The organism is Mesorhizobium sp. M0491 (assembly GCF_040321265.1).
Taxonomy (GTDB): Bacteria; Pseudomonadota; Alphaproteobacteria; order Rhizobiales; family Rhizobiaceae; genus Mesorhizobium.
The window spans coordinates 22,010-40,046 of sequence record NZ_JAMYRE010000009.1 but is presented as its reverse complement, the minus strand read 5'-3'; the positions used below and the strand labels follow the sequence as shown (position 1 = coordinate 40,046).

The following is an 18,037-nucleotide window of genomic DNA, read 5'->3' as shown; positions in this document are numbered from 1 at the left end:
GTTCATGCCTGCGGCCGAATTGCGGCACGCGGCTGGATCAGCCATGTTCACTGGCAGAACGTCCCGCCGTGCCGGCGCGGTTCGAGATCGAGATGGAAATGCAGGGAATGATCAGGATCGGCGCCCGGACCGAGCACCGTCTTGAAAGGTCCGCAGGCCGCCTTGCGCACGGCATTGAGGAATTTAGCGTCTTTCTCCGGCGGCGCTGGGCCGACCTCGATCTTCTTGCCGTCCGACAGCGTGAAGCTGGCGATATCGAGCGCGTTGCCGAAGGCATGTTCCGACAGTTTTCGTGTGCCGTTGCGTGGCCGGCAGACAAAAGCCGATGCCTGGCCGATCGATTTCAGGTCCGCACCGAATTCGGCTTTCGCCGCCGGCTGGATGACATCGGCGGCAAAACGCGCCGTTGCCTCGGCCATTTTGCAGTTGAGCTCGGTGCCAGGGGCAATCGCGATCGACTTTCCAAGGGTCTTCAGCACGACGGGGTAGGGGATCGAACAGCCGATTTCGGGTTGACTTTCCGCCTTGTGTTCTTCGAACTCGACGCCGAGCGTCTTCAGCCGTTCGCGGCAGGCGAATTCCTCTGCCGGCATTTTTTCATCGGGTAGATCGGCCGAGCGCGGATCGGGCAGCATCTTCTTGTCATCTGCATCGACCGGCTTGTGCGGTGGCTGCGGGGCAACTGTTGGCGGCTGAGCCTCGGGCTCCGCGATGTCGGGTTTTGGTGTCGGCGTTGGCGCGACCGCGGGCGGCTCCGGTTCGCTTTCCGTATCGGTTGAGGGTTCGGGAGCCGGCGGCTCGGGAAGTGCCTGCTTTTCCTGGCGGGATTTTTCTTCATTGGAACGGTCGGGCGCGCCGGCGGTGTTCGCAGCGTCCGCCGGGCGTGGTTCCGGCACTGGAATGGCGGGTCCGGATCCCGAAATGCCGGGTCTGGGCATCGGCACATCGGCAGGCAAGGGTAGCGGCGGCAGCGTTTTCTGCTGTGCCTGCTTCGGCGTCACCGACCGGTGTCTTCGTGGTTTCAGGCGCTTTCCGCCTCGCGGTTTAAGGGGCTGTTCGGCTCTTGGTGTCAACGGCTGCTCTATCCTCGGTGTCAACGGCTCGTGATGCCGATGGCGATGTCTCGCCTCGGCCGGCATCACCAGCAAGACCGTGATGGTCATGACGAACGCGATCCTGCATATTCGGGAAAAGACAATCGACCCCATCGCCGTCAACGGCGCCGACGCGAGGAAAGTTGCCTTGGCCCCATCACGAACGGTAACCGCGTCGTTACGCACCGATCGCTTCCAGCCCTTCCTCCAGCCAGTCGGCGAGCAGCGGCATGCCGAGCAGGTATTTCGCGGTGCGCTTGTTGGCGCGTTCGCGCGCTGCCGCCAGCGCGTCCGCCCATTCTGTGGCGTCGTAGTCGCCGCGACCGACCCAGGCCAGCGCGATCAGCTCGGCTGCTTCATCGACATTGAGGTCGTTTATCAGCTCGCGCAGCTCTTCCTCGGTCAGATTCTCCGAGCTTTCCTCGGCAAGGCCGTCATGGTGATGGTTGACATGGGACTCGCCGTCGAGTTCGACCTCGTGCTCGGCGCCATCGGCATAGTCTTCATTGACGGCCGCACTCAGCGCCTTGGCCTTGAGGATGAACAGGCGCACCGTGTCGGGGCCGATCGAAAGCTCCCAGTCCTTTTCAAGCCGCCGCTGCAAGGGCCGTCTCCCTCAGGTCGTTTGCCGGATGATAGCGGATTCGCAGCATCCGTCACCTGATGTTCTCCCGCACGTAATTTTCCGGGATGAAACGCAAGCCGACCGGCGTTAGTGTTGCATTCTCACCCCTCCAGGAGGTTTCGATGCATAAAAGAGTGCTGATCCAGGCGGCGACTGCCCTTGTCGCGCTGCAGTTCCTTGCCGTTCCGGTGTTCGCCGCCGGCGGTGACAGTGGCGGCAGCGATCAGACCGTCACCCAATGCAAGAAGGGCGAAGTCTGGGACAAGAAGAAGAAAAAGTGCGTCGCACCCCAGGAGGGCATGCTCGACGACGACAGCATCTATGATGCTGGCCATGCGTTGGCGATGGCCGGGCGCTATGACGAGGCGATCGCCGTGCTCAGCCTTGCCGCCAACAAGCAGGATCCGCGCATCCTCAACTATCTCGGCTATTCGCACCGCCATTCCGGCCGCGTCACCGTTGGCCTCGGCTATTACGAGGAAGCGCTGCGCATCGATCCGAACTACACGCTGGTGCGTGAATATCTCGGCGAAGCGCATCTGCAGATCGGCGATCTGGCCGGCGCCCAGCAACAGCTGATGGAAATCGAGAAGCGGACCGGCAAGGGTTCGCGCGAATACGGCATGCTGGCCGAGCAGATCGACCATTTTATGCGAAGCTGAAAAGATTCCAGGGCTCTTTTAAGCGGCCGCGAGCGATCGCGGCCGCTTTTTTGTTGCCCCAGTCTCATTCACCGCCCCCGGCTGATGAATGCGGGGATGATTTTTACAAAACCGATTTTTGGGCGTGAAAAACCCGCGAAGATTGCTATATTCAGGGAAATTGCGGTGAAACGGTTCCGTTAGCCCGAGGCTGCCGGACCCGTTTTCTTTTTGTACCATCGACAAGGCTTTCCCCGAAACGCGGGGGCGGCAGCAGGAAAGGCAGGCATCATGAACAAGGTCCCGATGACAGGCGAGGGGTTCGCGTCATTGAAGGAAGAACTGCGCTGGCGCCAGCAGGAAGAGCGGCCGCGCATCATCGAGGCGATCTCCGAAGCGCGCTCGCATGGCGACCTGTCCGAAAATGCCGAATATCATGCCGCCAAAGAGGCGCAGAGCCTCAACGAGGGCCGCGTCAACGAGCTTGAAGATTATATCGCGCGGGCCGAGGTGATCGACGTCAGCAAGCTCAGCGGTGACAAGATCAAGTTCGGCGCCACCGTGGTGCTGGTCGACGAGGACACCGAGGAAAAGAAGACCTACCGGATCGTCGGCGACCAGGAGGCGGACGTGAAGTCCGGCCGCATCTCGATCTCCTCGCCGATCGCGCGTGCGCTCATCGGCAAGGAAGTCGGCGACGCCATCGAAGTCAATGCGCCCGGCGGTGCCAGGGGGTATGAGATCGTCCAGGTGCAGTTCATCTAGGGAATTCGAGGGGGGAGCGGCTGCGACTTTTAAGCTGAGGTTTGCGCCGCCCCTCATTGCCCTGCCGGGCATTTCTCCCCGTATAGTGACGGGGAGAAAGATGCTCTCATCGACGATTTCGCCAATTTTCAACGTAGCAGAATAGACGCTGGCCTTGCGTTCAGATCCCTTCTCCCCGTCGTTATACGGGGAGAAGGTGCCGGCAGGCGGATGAGGGCAGCGCCAGCCTTTCCGATTGACTTCAGTTCTTGCCAGCGTTGGCCTTGCCAAGGACCTGGAGTCCCGCCAGCCTTTCAGCCTCCGCCACCACCTCCGCCGGCATCACACGCTTCCCGGGCTGAGCCAAAAGCGTCGACGCATATTGCCCGCGAGGCCCCGTCAACCCGGGCTCGGTTGCCAGGAACACCGCAACCGTTGGCAGGCCGAAGGCGCTGGCGAGATGGGTCAGCCCGGTGTCGGCGCCGATGACCAGTTCCGAGCGGCCGATGAACGCAGCGATGTCGGCCAGCGGTGACTTTGGCACCACAACTGTCGATGGCACTGCCTTGGCAATGGCTTCGGCCACGGCCTTCTCGCGCTCGTTCGACCATGTGGTGACCGGCGTCATCCCACGTTCAGCCAGCAGGCGGGCGGTTTCAATCCAGTCTTCGGCCGGCCATTTCTTGTCTTCGCGGCTGGTGCCGTGCAGCAGGAAGGCGGTTTTTCCAGAAGGGCCCACCAGAGTGCCGGCGGGCGGCACGATGCCGGAGTCCAGGGTCGAAAGATCGGGCTGATAGCCGAGCGCCAGCCCGAACAGCCGCCGTGTCCGCTCGATGGCGTGCAGGTCGCGCGGCACGGGATAAGGGGCATCGTAGAACAGCGTCGCAGAAGGTTCGCGCGCGCTCGAACGGTCGAAGCCGGCAATGGGGGAGCCCACCTGTCTTGCCACCAGAGCCGATTTCAGGAGGCCTTGCGCATCGATGACGAGGTCGTACCGGCAATCGCGCAAGGTCCGCCGCAGGGCGGCCGCCTCGCGCCAGGTGGCGCCGTCGAGCAGCGCCTTGCGCCAGCGCCGGATCGCCACTGTATGAATCCGGTCGATCGCCGGGTGAAGCGCGACGATGCCGGCAAATGCCTCTTCGACGCACCAGTCGAAGGTCAGGTCCGGGCGGTTGCGACGGGCATCCTCGACGGCCGGAAAGGTGTGAATGACGTCGCCCATCGATGACGTCTTGACGATCAGCACCTTCATGCCGCTGCCGGGATGTCCAGCAGCCGCTCCGCCGCTGCCGCGACCTGGCCGACTTGCAGCGTCTTCAGGCAGTTGAGGTGGCCGAGCGGGCAGACCTTCTGGTGGCAGGGCGAGCACGACAGGCTAAGCCAGACCAGTTCCCGGTGCTCGGCCAGCGGTGGCGTGTTCTCGGGCGAGGTCGAGCCGTAGACGGCGACGATCGGCGTGCCGACGGCGGCCGCGACATGCATCAGCCCGCTGTCGTTGGACACCGCCAGCCTTGCGGCGGATATCAGGTCGATGGCGTCCTCCAGCCGCGTCTGTCCGGCGAGATCGACGACGCCGGGCGCCAGGGCCGCGATCTCCGCCGTCACGTCGCGGTCGTTCTTCGAGCCGAACAGAGCGACCTTCAAGCCTTTGCCCATGAAATCGCGGGCAAGCCCGGCATAGCTTTCGCTGGGCCAGCGCTTGGCCGGGCCGAATTCGGCGCCGGGCATCAGGGCCACGAATTTCTGCGGCGCTAGGCCGAACCGGCCGAGCAGGTCGACCTGGTTTTTCGTGTCCACGCTAAGCCGTGGCGCCCGGAAACCACCGCCCTGGGCAAGGCCGAAATAGGCCTGCGCGGTGCGTCGTTTGATGCTGTCGGGCAATGGCACGATGTCGGTCAACAGGCCATAGCGCATCTCGCGCAGGTTGCCGACCCGGCGCGGAATGCGGGCAAAGAACGGGATCAGCGCCGACTTCCAGCTGCCCGGCAGGACATAGGCGATGTCGTAGCGGCCGCGCAGCAGGCGGCCGAAGCGGCGCCGATGGGTGAATTCGAGCGCACCGGGTTTGAGCGGAAAGTCGATCTGCTGGCGGATTTCGGGCATGCGCTTGACCAGGGGTGCTGCCCAGGCTGGCGCCAGCACATCGATGGCGGCGTTGGGATGCAACTCCTTCAGCGCCGAAAACAGGCACTGCGCCATCACCATGTCGCCCACCCAGCGTGGGCCGATCACGAGGATCGTTGGGCTTTCAGCCATTCGACATAGTCTCTGACACCGGTTTCCACTGTCCGGAATTGGCCATTGTAACCGGCCGCGCGCAAACGGGACATATCAGCTTGCGTAAAGCTCTGGTAGCTGCCCTTGAGATGGTCGGGGAAGGTGATGAACTCGATCTGCCCTTGGCCCAGCGTGTCGATCACCGTTTCGGCTATGGCGCGGAAGGGCTGGGCACGGCCGGTGCCGCAATTGAAGATGCCGCTTGAGCCCTGTTTCCACAGCCACAGATTGACGTCGGCGACGTCGCCGACATGGATGAAGTCGCGGCTTTGTTCGCCGGGCCCGAACCCGTCATGGGCGCCGAACAGTTTCGGGTTCTCGCCGCGTTCGACCTGGTTGAACAGATGGAAGGCGACGGAGGCCATGGCGCCCTTGTGCGCCTCGCGCGGGCCATAGACGTTGAAGTAGCGCAAGCCCACGACCTGTGAATGGTCGGTATCGAAGGCGGTGCGCCCGGCGAACACGGTTCGCCTGACGAAGTCGTCGAACAGCTTCTTGGAATAGGCGTAGACGTTGAGCGGCCGCTCGAGCGCCGGATCCTCGCGAAACTCCGAGCCGCCGCCATAGACGGAAGCCGAGGAGGCGTAGAGGAAGGGCACGCGCAGCGCCTGGCTTGCGTGCAGCAGCCGTTTCGAGAAGGCGTAGTTCACCTCCATCATGAACTTGCCGTTCCACTCGGTGGTGGTCGAGCAGGCGCCCTGGTGGAAGATGGCCTCGATGCGGCCGAGCGAGCCTGCCTCCATGCGGTCCAAGAAATCGTCCTTGTCGAGATAGTCGGCGATCTTGAGATCGGCAAGATTGGCGATCTTGTGACCGTCGGTAAGGTCGTCGACGACGAGGATGTCGTCATGCCCTTCGGCATTCAGCGCGGCGACGATGTTGGAGCCGATCATACCGGCGCCGCCCGTGACGATGATCATGAAGGGCCTCTGGTTGCTTGCGATTCCGGCCCTTATAGGGGAGGCTAGGCGGGCTGTCGATAAAGCCAGGCATGTGCCTGTCCTGCCATTTTTATGGGCTTGTCTGTTTTGTCTGTTTTGTCTATTATGGACAAAACGGGACATCCCATGAAAAACTATCCATCGACCGATCTGAAACAGAATCTTGGAGATGTGCTTGCAGCTGCCAGCCAGCAGCCGGTCTCCATCACTCGCCACAACAAGCCGAGATACGTCCTGATGAGCATCGAGGCCTACGAAGCGCGCTTCGGCAACGACAGCCGCCGCGTCTACGCTGCGGAGGATGCCCCGACCGAACATGTCGAGATGCTTGAGGAGTACGCCGCGGAATTGGACCGTGATTAAACCCGCCGCTGGGGACGTCTGGCGATATCCATATCTTTGGCATCGCCAACACGGAGACGGCGAGACCGAAGGCCGGAAGTCACGGCCTGTAGCCTTTGTGGCTGTCCTTCCTGGGAAAGCCGGCGGTACGAACCTCTTCATCCTTGCAATCACTTCCACGCAGCCGGGCCGTGATCGCGTTGCCGTCAGCATCCCGGAAATTGAACGCCACCGTGCGGGCCTCGACCCTATGCCCCTTTGGGTCATGGTCGACGAGTACAATCATGATATCCTGGAAGCGTCAGCCTATTTCGAGCCGGGTGCGCGAATCGGCGCGTTCAGCCCGTCATTTCACAAGAAAATTATGTTCGCTTTTACTGCGGTTGTCCGCACGGGTCAGTCCAAAGCCATCCCGCGCGCGGACTGAATCGACAGAACAGAGCATGATCGTGAGGGACCAAAAATGCCATCGACCGAACTGCTCATCGCGTTTTTCGCCACCACGGCGATCTTCGCCTACATTCCAGGCCCGGCCATGCTCTATGCCGCGGCGCAGACGATGGCGCGCGGCCGCTGGTCAGGCCTGACGGCGGCGCTCGGCATCCATCTTGGCGGTTATGTGCATGTCTCCGCCGCTGCGGCGGGCCTGTCTGTGCTGTTTCACGCCGTGCCGACGCTCTACCTGGCGGTCAAGCTGGTCGGCGCGCTCTATCTGATCTGGCTTGGCGTCGCGCTGTTTCGCAAGCGCGCGGACGGCAATGCGGCGCTGCCTGCGATCGAGCGCAAATCAGCGCGGCGCGCCTTTTTCGAGAGCATCACCGTCGAGGTGCTCAATCCGAAGACAGCGATCTTCTTCATGGCGTTCCTGCCGCAATTCATCGACGCCTCGGCGGCGTTTCCGGTCTGGCTGCAGTTCGTCGTGCTCGGCACGATCGTTAATCTGATGTTCTCCTCGGCCGATATCGTCTGTGTGTTCCTGGCGGGCGCCGTGATCGGCCGTTTGCGGCGTTCGAGCCGGGCACAGCGGCTGATGCAACGGGCGGGAGGGGCCGTGCTGGTCGGGCTGGGCGTCCATGTCGCCCTGCAGAAGAGCTGACCGCCCGAGCCTGCCGGGATCATGCCTGCCGTTGCGCTGCGTGAATTTGCGGTATATCGGCTTTCGCCATGAGCGATCCGACCAGTCGATTGATGAGCACTTATGAGATTGAAATCGGCCTTTTCCCTGTGTTGCCAGTGACATGATCAAGCACAATCCGCCTTCTCCCGAACCGTTGCACCGCGCCATTGCGCGGTTCGGCCAGGCCACCGTGCTGGTGGTCGGCGACTTCATCCTCGATCGTTTCGTCAACGGTGTCATCGAGCGGATCTCGCCGGAGGCGCCGATCCCGGTGCTGCACGGGCGCGGCGAGACCTCGACCATGGGCGGTGCCGGCAATGTCGTGGCCAACATCGTTTCGCTTGGTGCTGCCGCTGTTCCCGTCTCGGTCATCGGCACCGATGTGGCAGGCGATAGCCTGGTGCGGATGCTCGGCGAGCTTGGCGCCGATACGGCGGGCCTCGCGCAGGAGCGTGGTCGCATGACCTCGTCCAAAAGCCGCTTCAGCGCGCTCAACCAGCAGGTGCTGCGCTTCGACGAGGAGGAAATCAAGCCGTTGGGTGCTGCGGAGCGAGCCGGCCTGATCCGGCATTTCCGCGCCGCACTGACGCGCGCCGACATCGTCATCCTGTCCGACTACGGCAAGGGCATCCTGCTCGACGGCGTCGCCGGCGACTTGATCGCCATCTGCCGCGAGGCTGGAAAGCCGGTGCTGGTCGACCCGAAGGGCCGCGATTATGCGCGCTATGCCGGGGCGACCGCCATCACCCCCAACCGCAAGGAACTCGGCGAGGCCGTCGGCCATGCGGTGTTCGCCGATGACGAGATCGTGGCTGCCGCACGCGAGCTGATTTCGGCACATGGTTTCGATTTCGTCGTTGCGACGCGCAGCGAAAAGGGCATGAGCGTGGTCGGTCCCGACGAGGCGCGCCACATCGCCACCCAGGCGCGCGAAGTGTTCGACGTTTCGGGCGCCGGCGACACGGTGATCGCGAGCTTCGCGCTGGCGCTGGCCGTGGGCGCCGATACGGTCATGGCCGCTTCGATCGCCAATGCCGCTGGTGGCGTCGTGGTGGGCAAGCGTGGCACCGCGCGGCTGACGGTCGAGGAACTCACCGGCGCGCTGTTCCGTTCACATGGGCCGACCGCCCACAAGGACGCCATCCTCGATGCCACATCGGCCGCCCGCATGGTGGCGGCGTGGAAGGAAGAGGGCCTGAGCGTCGGCTTCACCAATGGCTGCTTCGACATCCTGCATGCCGGCCATGTCAGCTTGCTGCACGCGGCGCGCAGCCAGTGCGACCGGCTGGTGCTCGGCCTTAACAGCGATGCCTCGGTGCGGCGACTGAAGGGCGCCGGGCGCCCGGTCAACGACCAGCACGACCGCGCCTGCGTGCTGGCAGCACTTGCCTCGGTCGATGCGGTCGTGGTGTTCGAGGAAGATACGCCGCTGGCGCTGATCGAAGCGCTGCTGCCCGACATACTGGTCAAGGGGGCCGATTACACGGTCGACACCGTGGTCGGCGCCGATGTGGTGCAGAAGGCCGGCGGACGCGTCGTGCTGGTCGATCTGGTCGCCGGAAAAAGCACCACCAACACCATTGGCAAATTGCGCGCCGGCGGCACCACAAACTGAGGGTTTCATGTCCGAGTTGAACGATTATCTTGTCCGCTCCGCGGCTGCCATATCAGCCATGGTCGAACGGGACCTGACCGGTGAGATGGGGCGGGCAGCGAGCGCGGTGGTGACGGCGCTTTCGTCGGGGAAAGCCTTGCTCATCGCCGGCAATGGCGGCTCGGCCAGCGACGCCATCCACATTGCCGGCGAACTGGTCGGCCGCTTTCTCAAGGAGCGCAAGGCCTACAATGTCATCGCGCTGCCGGCCAATGCAGCGGTGCTGACCGCCTGGGGCAACGACTATGGATTCGACACGGTTTTTTCGCGCCAGGTCGAGGCGCATGGCGCCGCCGGCGGGGTGCTCCTGGCGATCTCGACCAGCGGCAATTCGCCGAGCATCCTTGCCGCCGCCGAACAGGCGCGGAGGATGGACATGACGGTGATCGGCATGACCGGCGACACCGGCGGCAAGCTGAAGCCTCTGTCCGATATCCTGCTCAACGTGCCGTCGACCTCGACGCCGATCATCCAGCAGGGGCATCTGTGCCTTTACCATCATTTGTGCGAGGTGGTCGAAGCGCGCCTCAGCAATGGCTGATCCCCCGACCTCTGGCCGCTATCCGCTGGCGGAGCCTGGCCTATGGGTCGAGCAGGTCGGCTCAAGGCTGTTCGCCGCCGGCGCGCCGGCGCTGTTCCTCGATCGCGACGGCACCATCAATGTCGATACGGGCTATCCGGATGATCCTGCCGAAATGGTGCTGCGCGCGGACATAGCCGCGGTGATAGCCGCCGCCAACCGGGCCGGCATTCCGGTCATCATCGTCACCAACCAGTCGGGCATCGCGCGTGGCTATTTCGGCTGGGGCGATTTCGCTGCCGTCAACGGCCGCGTGCTCGAGCTGCTGCGCGCCGAAAATGCGTTCGTCGATATGGTCGTCGCCTGCGCCTATCACGAAGCTGGCACCGGTGTGCTTGCGGTCGCCGATCATCCGATGCGCAAGCCCAATCCGGGCATGCTGCTGGAGGCGGCCGGGCGCCTCGGGCTCGATCTGCGGCGTTCGCTGATCGTCGGCGACAAGGAGGCCGACATGGAGGCGGGACAACGCGCCGGCCTCGCGCAGGGCTGGCTGGTAGACGGGCAAGCAGCTGTCCGATCGGGCTTCACAATTCAGCCTTGGTGCGCCCGCGCGGATTTCGACGGCCTGCTCGCCGCAATAGCTGCGCTTGGCACCGCCTCGGGCGCGCCGTGACGGCTTACATCCGATCTTTGTCTCGCCAGGCTTCATAAAGCTTGGCCTCTGTCGCGAACGAATACAGCATCACCAGCATCGAATAGACGAATCCGTGCCGGCCGCACAGGAAGTAGCGCTTGGCCAGGTAGAACTTCAGGAAGTTGCCGAGAGGCGACAGCACCAGTCTTATCAGGCCGGGCTTCTTGGCTCGTTCGACCAGCGTGGCAACCTTGAGGCTGGAGTAGGTGTTGGCTCTTGCCAGATCCTCGGCAATGGTCATTTCGCGGCGATGCAGCAGCACGCCATTTTCTATCGTGCCGGTTTCGCCTGGCACCTCGAACGACTCATGGACCCGCAGATTAAGGTCCATCGTGGCCTTGTCGCGGCGGAAAAGACGCAGCAGCCTGTTGTGAAGCACCCAGCGGTGCGCATAGCCATAGCCCTTCAGCTTGTCGCGGCGTCTGATGTACCATCCGTCGAAGGCGTCACTCCCAAGCTGGGTCACATTCATGATTGACTGCCTGAGCACGTCGTCGATGGCCTCGTCGGCTTCAATCGAAAGGCACCATGGTTGCGTGGCCTGATCGAGCGCGAATTGCCGCTGACGAGGAAAGCCCGGCCAATCGTTGTGAAACAGCCTTATCGGGTAGCCTTTGGCGATGTACCCATTGACGACGTCCAGAGTGCTGTCCGTCGAGCCCGAATCGACGACGATGATCTCGGCGCAGAAATCGACGCTTTCCAGGCACTCGCCGATCATATCGGCCTCGTTCATGCAGATGACCAGCGCCGAAACCGGGCTAGAAAATCGAGTCATCGTCCCACCCCACGGCACACAATTCTCGGAATTGGGCTGCCCTGCGCCACTTGTTTACGCAATCCCGAAAGCGCTATGCGCTTTCCCCAGGAAAACCGTTACACACTTTTTCTGGAATTGCTCTAGGAAACCAACAAGACGGCTACGGCAGAACATCCGGCTTCACAGGAGAGCTATCGAACGCCAAAGCGGCGCTGATATGGCGAGGCGTTCAAGCCGCATCGGCGAAAGCCCGCTGCGGTTCAACCGGGTCAAGGCTGTGCGAACGAGACCAGCCCTTCGTCCTTGACCCGGCGGATGGTGAGCGCTGTTCGCACCGTGTCGACATTCGGGGTCGAGGTCAGTTCCTCGATGACGAAGGTCTGGAAAGCGCCAAGGTCGCTCGCCACGCAATGGAGCAGGAAATCGGATTCGCCCGACACCATCCAGGCGTCGCGTACGATCGGCCAGCCGCGGGTGCGCTCGGCAAAGATGCGCAGCTCGGCATCGGCCTGATGATGCAGGCCGACCAGGCAGAAGGCAACGACATCGAGGCCGAGCGCTGGTGCATTGAGCAAGGCACGGTAGCCACGGATGATGCCGGCTTCCTCCAGGCGCTTGACGCGGCGCAGGCATGGCGGCGCCGAAATGCCGACGCGATTCGACAGTTCGACATTGGTCATGCGGCCGTCGCCCTGCAATTCGCGCAGGATCTTCCAGTCGATGGCGTCGAGGTCGGCCTTGAGCGGCATGGGGGCTCTCGATCACAAGGGGCAATACGCAAGAATCTTGCGTGATTTTGTAATTAAACGACTTCGCTGTCCATTCCATCCTTCGCCCGGAATATTTCGCGGGATCAGCGGGCGACAGGTGTGACAAAGCTTTCCGGGGACGAACTCCAACTTGCCTTGCTGGCGTCGTGGGCAACACTTACATTACGCGCGACAATGATCGAGTTTTCCATGCCGCAATTGCCGGCAGCCCTCCGCAGAGGCTTTACATGACCACCAAGCACGCGCCCGTTCTCATCATCGGTTCCGGTCCGGCCGGCTATACGGCAGCGGTCTATGCCGCCCGCGCCATGCTGAAGCCGATGCTGGTCGCCGGCCTGCAGCAGGGCGGGCAATTGATGATCACCACCGATGTCGAGAACTATCCCGGCTTCGCCGACCCGATCCAGGGTCCGTGGCTGATGGAGCAGATGCTAAAACAGGCCGAGCATGTCGGCACCGACATCATCAACGACATCATCACCGAGGTCGACCTCAACGTGCGACCGTTCCGTGCCAAGGGCGATTCCGGCACCACCTATACCGCCGACGCGCTGATCATCGCCACCGGCGCGCAAGCGAAATGGCTGGGCATCCCGACCGAGCAGGACTTCATGGGTTTTGGAGTCTCGGCCTGCGCCACCTGCGACGGTTTCTTCTACAGGGGCAAGGATGTCGCGGTGATCGGTGGCGGCAATTCCGCGGTGGAAGAGGCGCTCTATCTGTCCAATCTCGCCAAGAGCGTGACGGTCATCCACAGGCGAAGCGATTTTCGCGCCGAACGTATCCTGCGCGAGCGGCTTCTGAAGAAGGACAATGTCCGCGTCATCTGGGACACGATCGTCGACGAGATCACCGGCCGGCCCGGCAAGACGCCGCTGCCGCCCTCGGTCGAGGGGCTGAAGCTCAAGCATGCGGTGACCGGCGAGGTGTCGCACCTCAAGGTCGACGGCGTGTTCGTGGCCATCGGCCATGCGCCGGCGGTTGAACTGTTCGCCGGCAAGCTCAAGCAGAAGCCGAACGGCTATCTGTGGACGGCGCCGGATTCGACCCGCACCGATGTGCCGGGCGTGTTCGCGGCCGGCGATGTGACCGACGATATCTACCGCCAGGCGGTGACGGCGGCGGGGCTTGGCTGCATGGCCGCACTCGAGGCGGAGAAGTATCTGGCCGGCATCGAAGTGCATCGCGAAGCGGCCGAGTAGAGAGTTCAGAGAGCGGCTTAGAAACGCCGTGTAAAAGCCTGATTTTTCATTCAGACGCCAAAACAGAACGAGGGGAATCATGGCGTTGGACTGGGACAAGCTACGCGTGTTTCACGCTGCGGCGGAGGCGGGGTCGTTTACCCATGCGGCCGAGACATTGCATCTGTCGCAATCGGCGATCTCGCGGCAGGTCAGCGCGCTCGAGCATGATGTCGGCGTGCCGCTGTTCAACCGCCACGCCCGCGGGCTGGTGCTGACCGAGCAGGGTGAGATGCTGTTTCGCACGGCGCATGACGTGCTGATGAAGCTGGAGACCATCAAGTCCCGGCTGACCGAGACCAAGGATCGCCCGTCGGGCGTGCTGCGGGTGACGACGACGGTGGGGCTGGGCGCCGGCTGGCTGACCGAGCGGGTACAGGAATTCATCGAACTTTATCCCGAAATCAGCCTGCAGCTGATCCTCGCCAACGAGGAACTCGATCTCACCATGCGCCAGGCCGATTGCGCCATCCGGCTGCGCCAGCCGCAGCAGCCGGACCTGATCCAGCGCCGCCTGTTCACCGTGCATTTCCACCTCTACGCGGCCCCATCCTATGTCGCCAAGCATGGCAAGCCGTCTTCCGTCGCCGAGCTGAAGGCCCATCGCATCGTCACCTTCGGCGTGCCGGTGCCGTCGCATCTGTCGGAGCTGAACTGGCTGGAAACGGTCGGTGATTTCGAAGGCGGACAAAGGGTGCCGACGCTGCAGATCAACGACATATTGTCGATCAAGCGTGCGGTGCAGGGCGGTGCCGGCATCGCCATGCTGCCCGACTATGTGATCAGCAAGGACTCCGATCTGGTGCAGCTGCTGCCGGAGACCGAGGTGCCGTCTTTCGACACCTATTTCGCCTATCCCGACGCGATGAAGAACCAGGCCAAGCTGCACGTGTTCCGGGACTTCATCATCGCCAAGGCCCGAAGCTGGTCCTTCTGAGGGCATGCCGATATTCAAGTGAGGCCGCCGCGAATGGCCGCTTCCTGCGCTTCCCCGTCTACCGCATCGCGGTAGAACTGTGCTCACGTACTTAAGTACCCTCCGCTCCGGTTCTCGGCAGCCACCATTCTCGACTCGGCCTGACCTGAATCTCAACGCGCCCTGCGATGGTGGCTCAACCACGCCAGGGCGACAGTCGAGGCAGCCAGCCCGGGACGTTGCGGCGGTAGGTGTCGTATTCGGCGCCGTAGCGGTGAGCCAAGGTCGGCTCCTCGTAGAACCGCACGAAAGAGCCCATGACGATCGCGCCGATGACTGCATAGGCGACAAGCGCCCAGCTCGAGAACAGCAGCGCCTGGCCGAGGATGATCGACAGCACGGCGACATACATCGGGTTGCGGACATGGCGGTAGATGCCACCGATCACCAGCCTCTCGGTCGGGGCGACCGGTGCGGGTGTGCCCAGGCCCTCAAGCGCAAAACGGCCGAAGGCATGCAGGAGTGCCGCGACCGCGGCGACGATCAGAAGCCCGCCGACAGGGACAAAGCCCGGGAGACCAGACCACGGCAAGCCCCAGCGATCGGTCAACAGCCAAGGCACCAGCCCGGCAACCACGCAGGGCGCCGCGATGAAGAAGGCCGCACTGCCCGCGATCGCCGAAAACGTCCGCATTGGCTGCTTCCTCCCCGATTGCCTTACAAATGCACGCCTACTGCCCGCTTCCACATCATTGCCCAGTTTTGGCATTTCGAGCCGAAAGCCAGCCGAGATTAGCGATTCTGTAGTTGCAATTGCCCGATTCAGCGCTCCATTTCGACGATTTTGCTGGTCCTATTGGCTTCTGGAATGGGTTAGACCACAGCCTGCGTCTTTTTGCATGTGTGTGTTGCAAAATAGATGCTTGTTTCTTGGGCATGATGAGCACATATATAGATCATCTCCTGGGCGCGTTCTCCTCCCATTAGCGCCCTCGAGTGTTCCCCTCTGGAGGTTAGCCTTAACAGGCACTCCAATCAAACTCAGCCGGATCTTCATTGATCCGGCTTTTTTGTTGCCTGTGCCCTGCTGGGCCGGCCAAAAATTCCATCACAATTGCCACGTAACGGTGACATGTAACCTCTGGTAACATATCCCGGACGCCCGCGACCTGCTATGTAGATCATAGGACGCGGTGTGGTTCGGACGGGAGATGGGGGCATCACTCGTACGGCCCGGGCTCAGGCGGCTACCGCGTCCGAACCGTTTTTCCGCCGAACTCGGCGGTACCAAATGCGGCGGACCTGACGTTTTACCTCCCAAGGAAACGGTCCGCGAACAAAACGACGTCCGGCCCCGCCGGACGTCGTTTTCTCTTGTTCCCCCAAATCAGGTTCGAGAGGAACGCCACGCCATCAGGCAGCCTTGCCGTTGGTGTTCATCGCCTCGTCGGCCAGACGGCCGGTGAGTTCGGCCATGTGGTCGAAGACGGCACGGTAGCTGGCAACGCCCGCGGTCGCGGAGCGCAACTCGATGATCAGGTCGCCGATCTCGGCTTGCGGCATGGTTGCCTCGACGACATCCCATCCCGGCCAGTCGGGCCGCGCGTCGTAGCCGAGGATCTGGCCGCGCCGCTGCGGGATGAGCGCGATGATCTTCGAGGTGGCGTCGGACGGCGTGACGATCTCGACCTTCATCACCGGTTCCAGCAGCACCGGCGAGCAGGCGGCCATGCCTTCTTTCATCGCCAGCCTGGCCGCCATCTGGAAGGCCATGTCGGAGGAATCGACCGCGTGATACGAGCCGTCCGACAGGTTGACGGCGACATCGACCACGGGAAAGCCGAGCGGCCCGGACTTCAGATAGTCGCGCACGCCGGTTTCGACCGACTGGATGTAGGTCTTCGGCACGACGCCGCCGGTGATGGTATCGGTGAACTGGAAGCCGGAGCCGCGCGGCAGCGGCTTGATCTCGATCACCACATCGCCGAACTGGCCATGGCCGCCGGACTGTTTCTTGTGACGGCCGCGCTGCTGCGCCGGTTTGCGGATCGTCTCGCGATAGGGCACCGCCGGCGCATGGCCTTCGACCGGTATCTGGTTCTTGCCCTCCAGCCGTTCGCGCACGACGCGCAAATGCATCTCGCCATGGCCCGACAGCACGGTCTCGGCCGAGTCCTGATTGTGGCGCAGGCTAAGCGAAGGGTCTTCCTCGGCCAACCGCTGGATGGCGGCCGACATCTTCACTTCGTCCTTGCGCTCCTTGGGGCGCAACGCGAAGGCGAAGACCGGCTGCGGCGGCACGAACTCAAGCAGCGGCTTGATGCCGCCCCTGGCCGAACTCAGCGTCTGGCCGGTCTTGACCTCGTCCAGCTTGCCCAGCGCCACCGTGTCGCCGGCCTTGGCGATGGTGAGCTTAACCTGGTCCTTGCCGAGCATTCGGTAAATGCCGGAGACCTTGGCCGTGTCGCCGCCGGGCAGCCAAAGTTCGGAGCCGTCGACGACCTGGCCGGAGAGGATACGTGATACCGACAGTTTGCCGCCATGCGGCGTGTGGATGGTCTTGATTACCTGGACCAAGGTGGCCGCGCCGTCGGGTGCGCCGAGCCGCTTGCGGGTCGCCTCGATGTCGGGCGCGTCGTGGCGGATCGCCTTCAAGAGGCGCAGCACGCCGTTGCCTTTCTCGGCGGTGCCGATCAGCACCGGCGTCACCGCGCCGTCGCGCAGATCGGCGGCAAGGTCGTCGAAGACGGCGTCCTTGGGCGGCTCGATCTCTTCGAGCAGCTGTTCCATCAACTGGTCGTCATGGTCGGCCAGCGTCTCCAGCATGGAGAAGCGTGCCTCCAATTCGCGTGCCTTGTCGTCGCCGGGAATCTGCGCCACCTCGCTTTCGGCATATTCGCGATAGATGTAGGCGCGCTCCAGCGCCAGGTCGATCGAACCAATGACGACGCCGTCCTTGCGCAGCGGAATCTGGCGCAGCAGCAACGGCACGGCACTGGCCGGCTGCAGCATCTTCAGCGTGTCGCGCACACCGATGATTGCCTTGTCGACCTTGTTGAGGAACAGAATGCGCGGCACGCCGAGATCATCGAGCTTGCGCATGATCAGTTGCAGGGCAGGGATCTTCTTTTCGTCGGCCTCGGCTACGACCACCGCGAGGTCGCAGGCGGCCAGCACCGGCTCGGCCTCGAAGGAGAATTCGATGGAACCGGGACAGTCGACGAAGGTGATCTGCTCGCCCATGAATTCGGTTGTGGCGACCGTCGCCTCGACGCTCATGGCGTGGGCGCGCGCCTCGGGCGAATGATCTGAAACGGTGTTACCTGATGAAACGGGATTTTGTCGGGGAATTGAGCCCGTACGGGCCAATATGGCTTCGAGAAGTGTCGTCTTACCGCTTGCGAAGGGACCGACTATGGCAATGCATTTCGGTCCCGTGCGTCGTCCTCCGGCGCGAGTACCCATGACTGACCTCCACTCAGGCGTTTCCCGTAGGACCGACTGGCATGTATGGTTCTGAGCGGCGGCCGGCCTGTTCGACCGTCGCGGGCGGGTTCTTTTCAAGTGCCACCTGCCCAAAGCCATCGTCCCACTTGTTTGCCGGCAGGGCAAGAAAAATAGAAACCCTTTGCTCGGCCGTGGACCGTGCGGATCATATGCTGGGCTGGCAGCCGGAAGCTGTTGCACGTCGATCGATATCG

Annotated in this window: 19 protein-coding genes; 10 read left to right on the top strand and 9 right to left on the bottom strand. The window is 62.9% G+C overall.

What is annotated here, in order from left to right:
- Positions 1 to 47: 47 nt before the first annotated feature.
- Both NKI69_RS13380 and NKI69_RS13375 read right to left on the bottom strand, forming a co-directional pair.
- On the bottom strand, positions 48 to 1,085 hold the full coding sequence (locus NKI69_RS13380) for an extensin-like domain-containing protein (protein ID WP_352721724.1): 1,038 nt from the start codon (positions 1,083 to 1,085) through the stop codon (positions 48 to 50).
- Positions 1,086 to 1,272: 187 nt separating this feature from the next.
- Positions 1,273 to 1,698 (bottom strand): DUF3775 domain-containing protein, encoded by a 426-nt coding sequence (locus NKI69_RS13375; RefSeq protein ID WP_013530064.1) that lies wholly within the window; start codon positions 1,696 to 1,698, stop codon positions 1,273 to 1,275.
- A gap of 143 nt (positions 1,699 to 1,841) precedes the next feature.
- Between NKI69_RS13375 and NKI69_RS13370 the strand changes: the two genes are divergently transcribed.
- The gene (locus tag NKI69_RS13370) at positions 1,842 to 2,381 is read left to right on the top strand and encodes a tetratricopeptide repeat protein (protein ID WP_128303804.1); all 540 of its coding nucleotides are present in this window, start codon (positions 1,842 to 1,844) and stop codon (positions 2,379 to 2,381) included.
- Between the two features lie 270 nt (positions 2,382 to 2,651).
- A complete protein-coding gene (gene greA, locus NKI69_RS13365; RefSeq protein WP_013530066.1) occupies positions 2,652 to 3,125 on the top strand; it encodes a transcription elongation factor GreA in 474 nt (157 codons plus the stop codon).
- Between the two features lie 241 nt (positions 3,126 to 3,366).
- Here the strand turns inward: greA and waaC are convergent, their stop codons facing one another.
- Genes waaC through rfaD form a run of 3 tightly spaced genes read right to left on the bottom strand, consistent with a single transcriptional unit; the run spans position 3,367 to position 6,301 of the window.
- Positions 3,367 to 4,356, bottom strand: coding sequence for a lipopolysaccharide heptosyltransferase I (gene waaC / locus NKI69_RS13360; RefSeq protein WP_352721608.1), 990 nt, complete (start codon positions 4,354 to 4,356; stop codon positions 3,367 to 3,369).
- Positions 4,353 to 5,360 (bottom strand): lipopolysaccharide heptosyltransferase II, encoded by a 1,008-nt coding sequence (gene waaF, locus NKI69_RS13355; RefSeq protein WP_352721606.1) that lies wholly within the window; start codon positions 5,358 to 5,360, stop codon positions 4,353 to 4,355. The genes waaC and waaF overlap by 4 nt, the downstream gene beginning before the upstream one ends.
- Complete coding sequence (rfaD, locus tag NKI69_RS13350; protein ID WP_352721604.1) at positions 5,333 to 6,301, bottom strand: ADP-glyceromanno-heptose 6-epimerase; 969 nt, start codon at positions 6,299 to 6,301, stop codon at positions 5,333 to 5,335. The genes waaF and rfaD overlap by 28 nt, the downstream gene beginning before the upstream one ends.
- 147 nt (positions 6,302 to 6,448) lie before the next feature.
- On the opposite strand from rfaD, the gene NKI69_RS13345 reads away from it, so the two are divergent.
- From NKI69_RS13345 to NKI69_RS13320, 6 genes are all read left to right on the top strand, one after another.
- On the top strand, positions 6,449 to 6,685 hold the full coding sequence (locus NKI69_RS13345; protein WP_023809741.1) for a type II toxin-antitoxin system Phd/YefM family antitoxin: 237 nt from the start codon (positions 6,449 to 6,451) through the stop codon (positions 6,683 to 6,685).
- Positions 6,678 to 7,091, top strand: coding sequence for a hypothetical protein (locus NKI69_RS13340; protein ID WP_352721603.1), 414 nt, complete (start codon positions 6,678 to 6,680; stop codon positions 7,089 to 7,091). The genes NKI69_RS13345 and NKI69_RS13340 overlap by 8 nt, the downstream gene beginning before the upstream one ends.
- A 36-nt stretch (positions 7,092 to 7,127) precedes the next feature.
- A complete protein-coding gene (locus NKI69_RS13335) occupies positions 7,128 to 7,760 on the top strand; it encodes a LysE family translocator (RefSeq protein ID WP_352721601.1) in 633 nt (210 codons plus the stop codon).
- A 142-nt stretch (positions 7,761 to 7,902) separates the two neighbouring features.
- Positions 7,903 to 9,396: a D-glycero-beta-D-manno-heptose-7-phosphate kinase gene (gene rfaE1, locus NKI69_RS13330; RefSeq protein ID WP_023809739.1), complete on the top strand. Its 1,494-nt coding sequence runs from the start codon at positions 7,903 to 7,905 to the stop codon at positions 9,394 to 9,396.
- A gap of 7 nt (positions 9,397 to 9,403) precedes the next feature.
- A complete protein-coding gene (locus NKI69_RS13325) occupies positions 9,404 to 9,976 on the top strand; it encodes a D-sedoheptulose-7-phosphate isomerase (protein ID WP_023809738.1) in 573 nt (190 codons plus the stop codon).
- Positions 9,969 to 10,628, top strand: coding sequence for an HAD family hydrolase (locus tag NKI69_RS13320; RefSeq protein ID WP_023809737.1), 660 nt, complete (start codon positions 9,969 to 9,971; stop codon positions 10,626 to 10,628). The genes NKI69_RS13325 and NKI69_RS13320 overlap by 8 nt, the downstream gene beginning before the upstream one ends.
- A 4-nt stretch (positions 10,629 to 10,632) precedes the next feature.
- On the opposite strand, the gene NKI69_RS13315 is transcribed toward NKI69_RS13320, so the two are convergent.
- Entirely contained in the window at positions 10,633 to 11,427 is a 795-nt protein-coding gene (locus NKI69_RS13315) for a glycosyltransferase family 2 protein (protein ID WP_023809736.1), read from the bottom strand.
- 251 nt (positions 11,428 to 11,678) lie between these two features.
- Positions 11,679 to 12,158 carry an Lrp/AsnC family transcriptional regulator gene (locus NKI69_RS13310; protein ID WP_023809735.1) on the bottom strand — a complete coding sequence of 160 codons (480 nt, stop codon included), beginning with the start codon at positions 12,156 to 12,158 and terminating at the stop codon, positions 11,679 to 11,681.
- Positions 12,159 to 12,406: 248 nt separating this feature from the next.
- Between NKI69_RS13310 and trxB the strand changes: the two genes are divergently transcribed.
- Positions 12,407 to 13,381, top strand: a complete 975-nt coding sequence (trxB, locus tag NKI69_RS13305; RefSeq protein ID WP_023809734.1) for a thioredoxin-disulfide reductase — start codon at positions 12,407 to 12,409, stop codon at positions 13,379 to 13,381.
- Positions 13,382 to 13,460: 79 nt separating this feature from the next.
- Positions 13,461 to 14,357: a LysR family transcriptional regulator gene (locus NKI69_RS13300; RefSeq protein WP_023809733.1), complete on the top strand. Its 897-nt coding sequence runs from the start codon at positions 13,461 to 13,463 to the stop codon at positions 14,355 to 14,357.
- Between the two features lie 175 nt (positions 14,358 to 14,532).
- On the opposite strand, the gene NKI69_RS13295 is transcribed toward NKI69_RS13300, so the two are convergent.
- Entirely contained in the window at positions 14,533 to 15,030 is a 498-nt protein-coding gene (locus NKI69_RS13295) for a methyltransferase family protein (RefSeq protein WP_023809732.1), read from the bottom strand.
- A gap of 719 nt (positions 15,031 to 15,749) precedes the next feature.
- Positions 15,750 to 17,801 carry an elongation factor G gene (locus NKI69_RS13290; RefSeq protein ID WP_023809731.1) on the bottom strand — a complete coding sequence of 684 codons (2,052 nt, stop codon included), beginning with the start codon at positions 17,799 to 17,801 and terminating at the stop codon, positions 15,750 to 15,752.
- Positions 17,802 to 18,037: the final 236 nt, after the last annotated feature.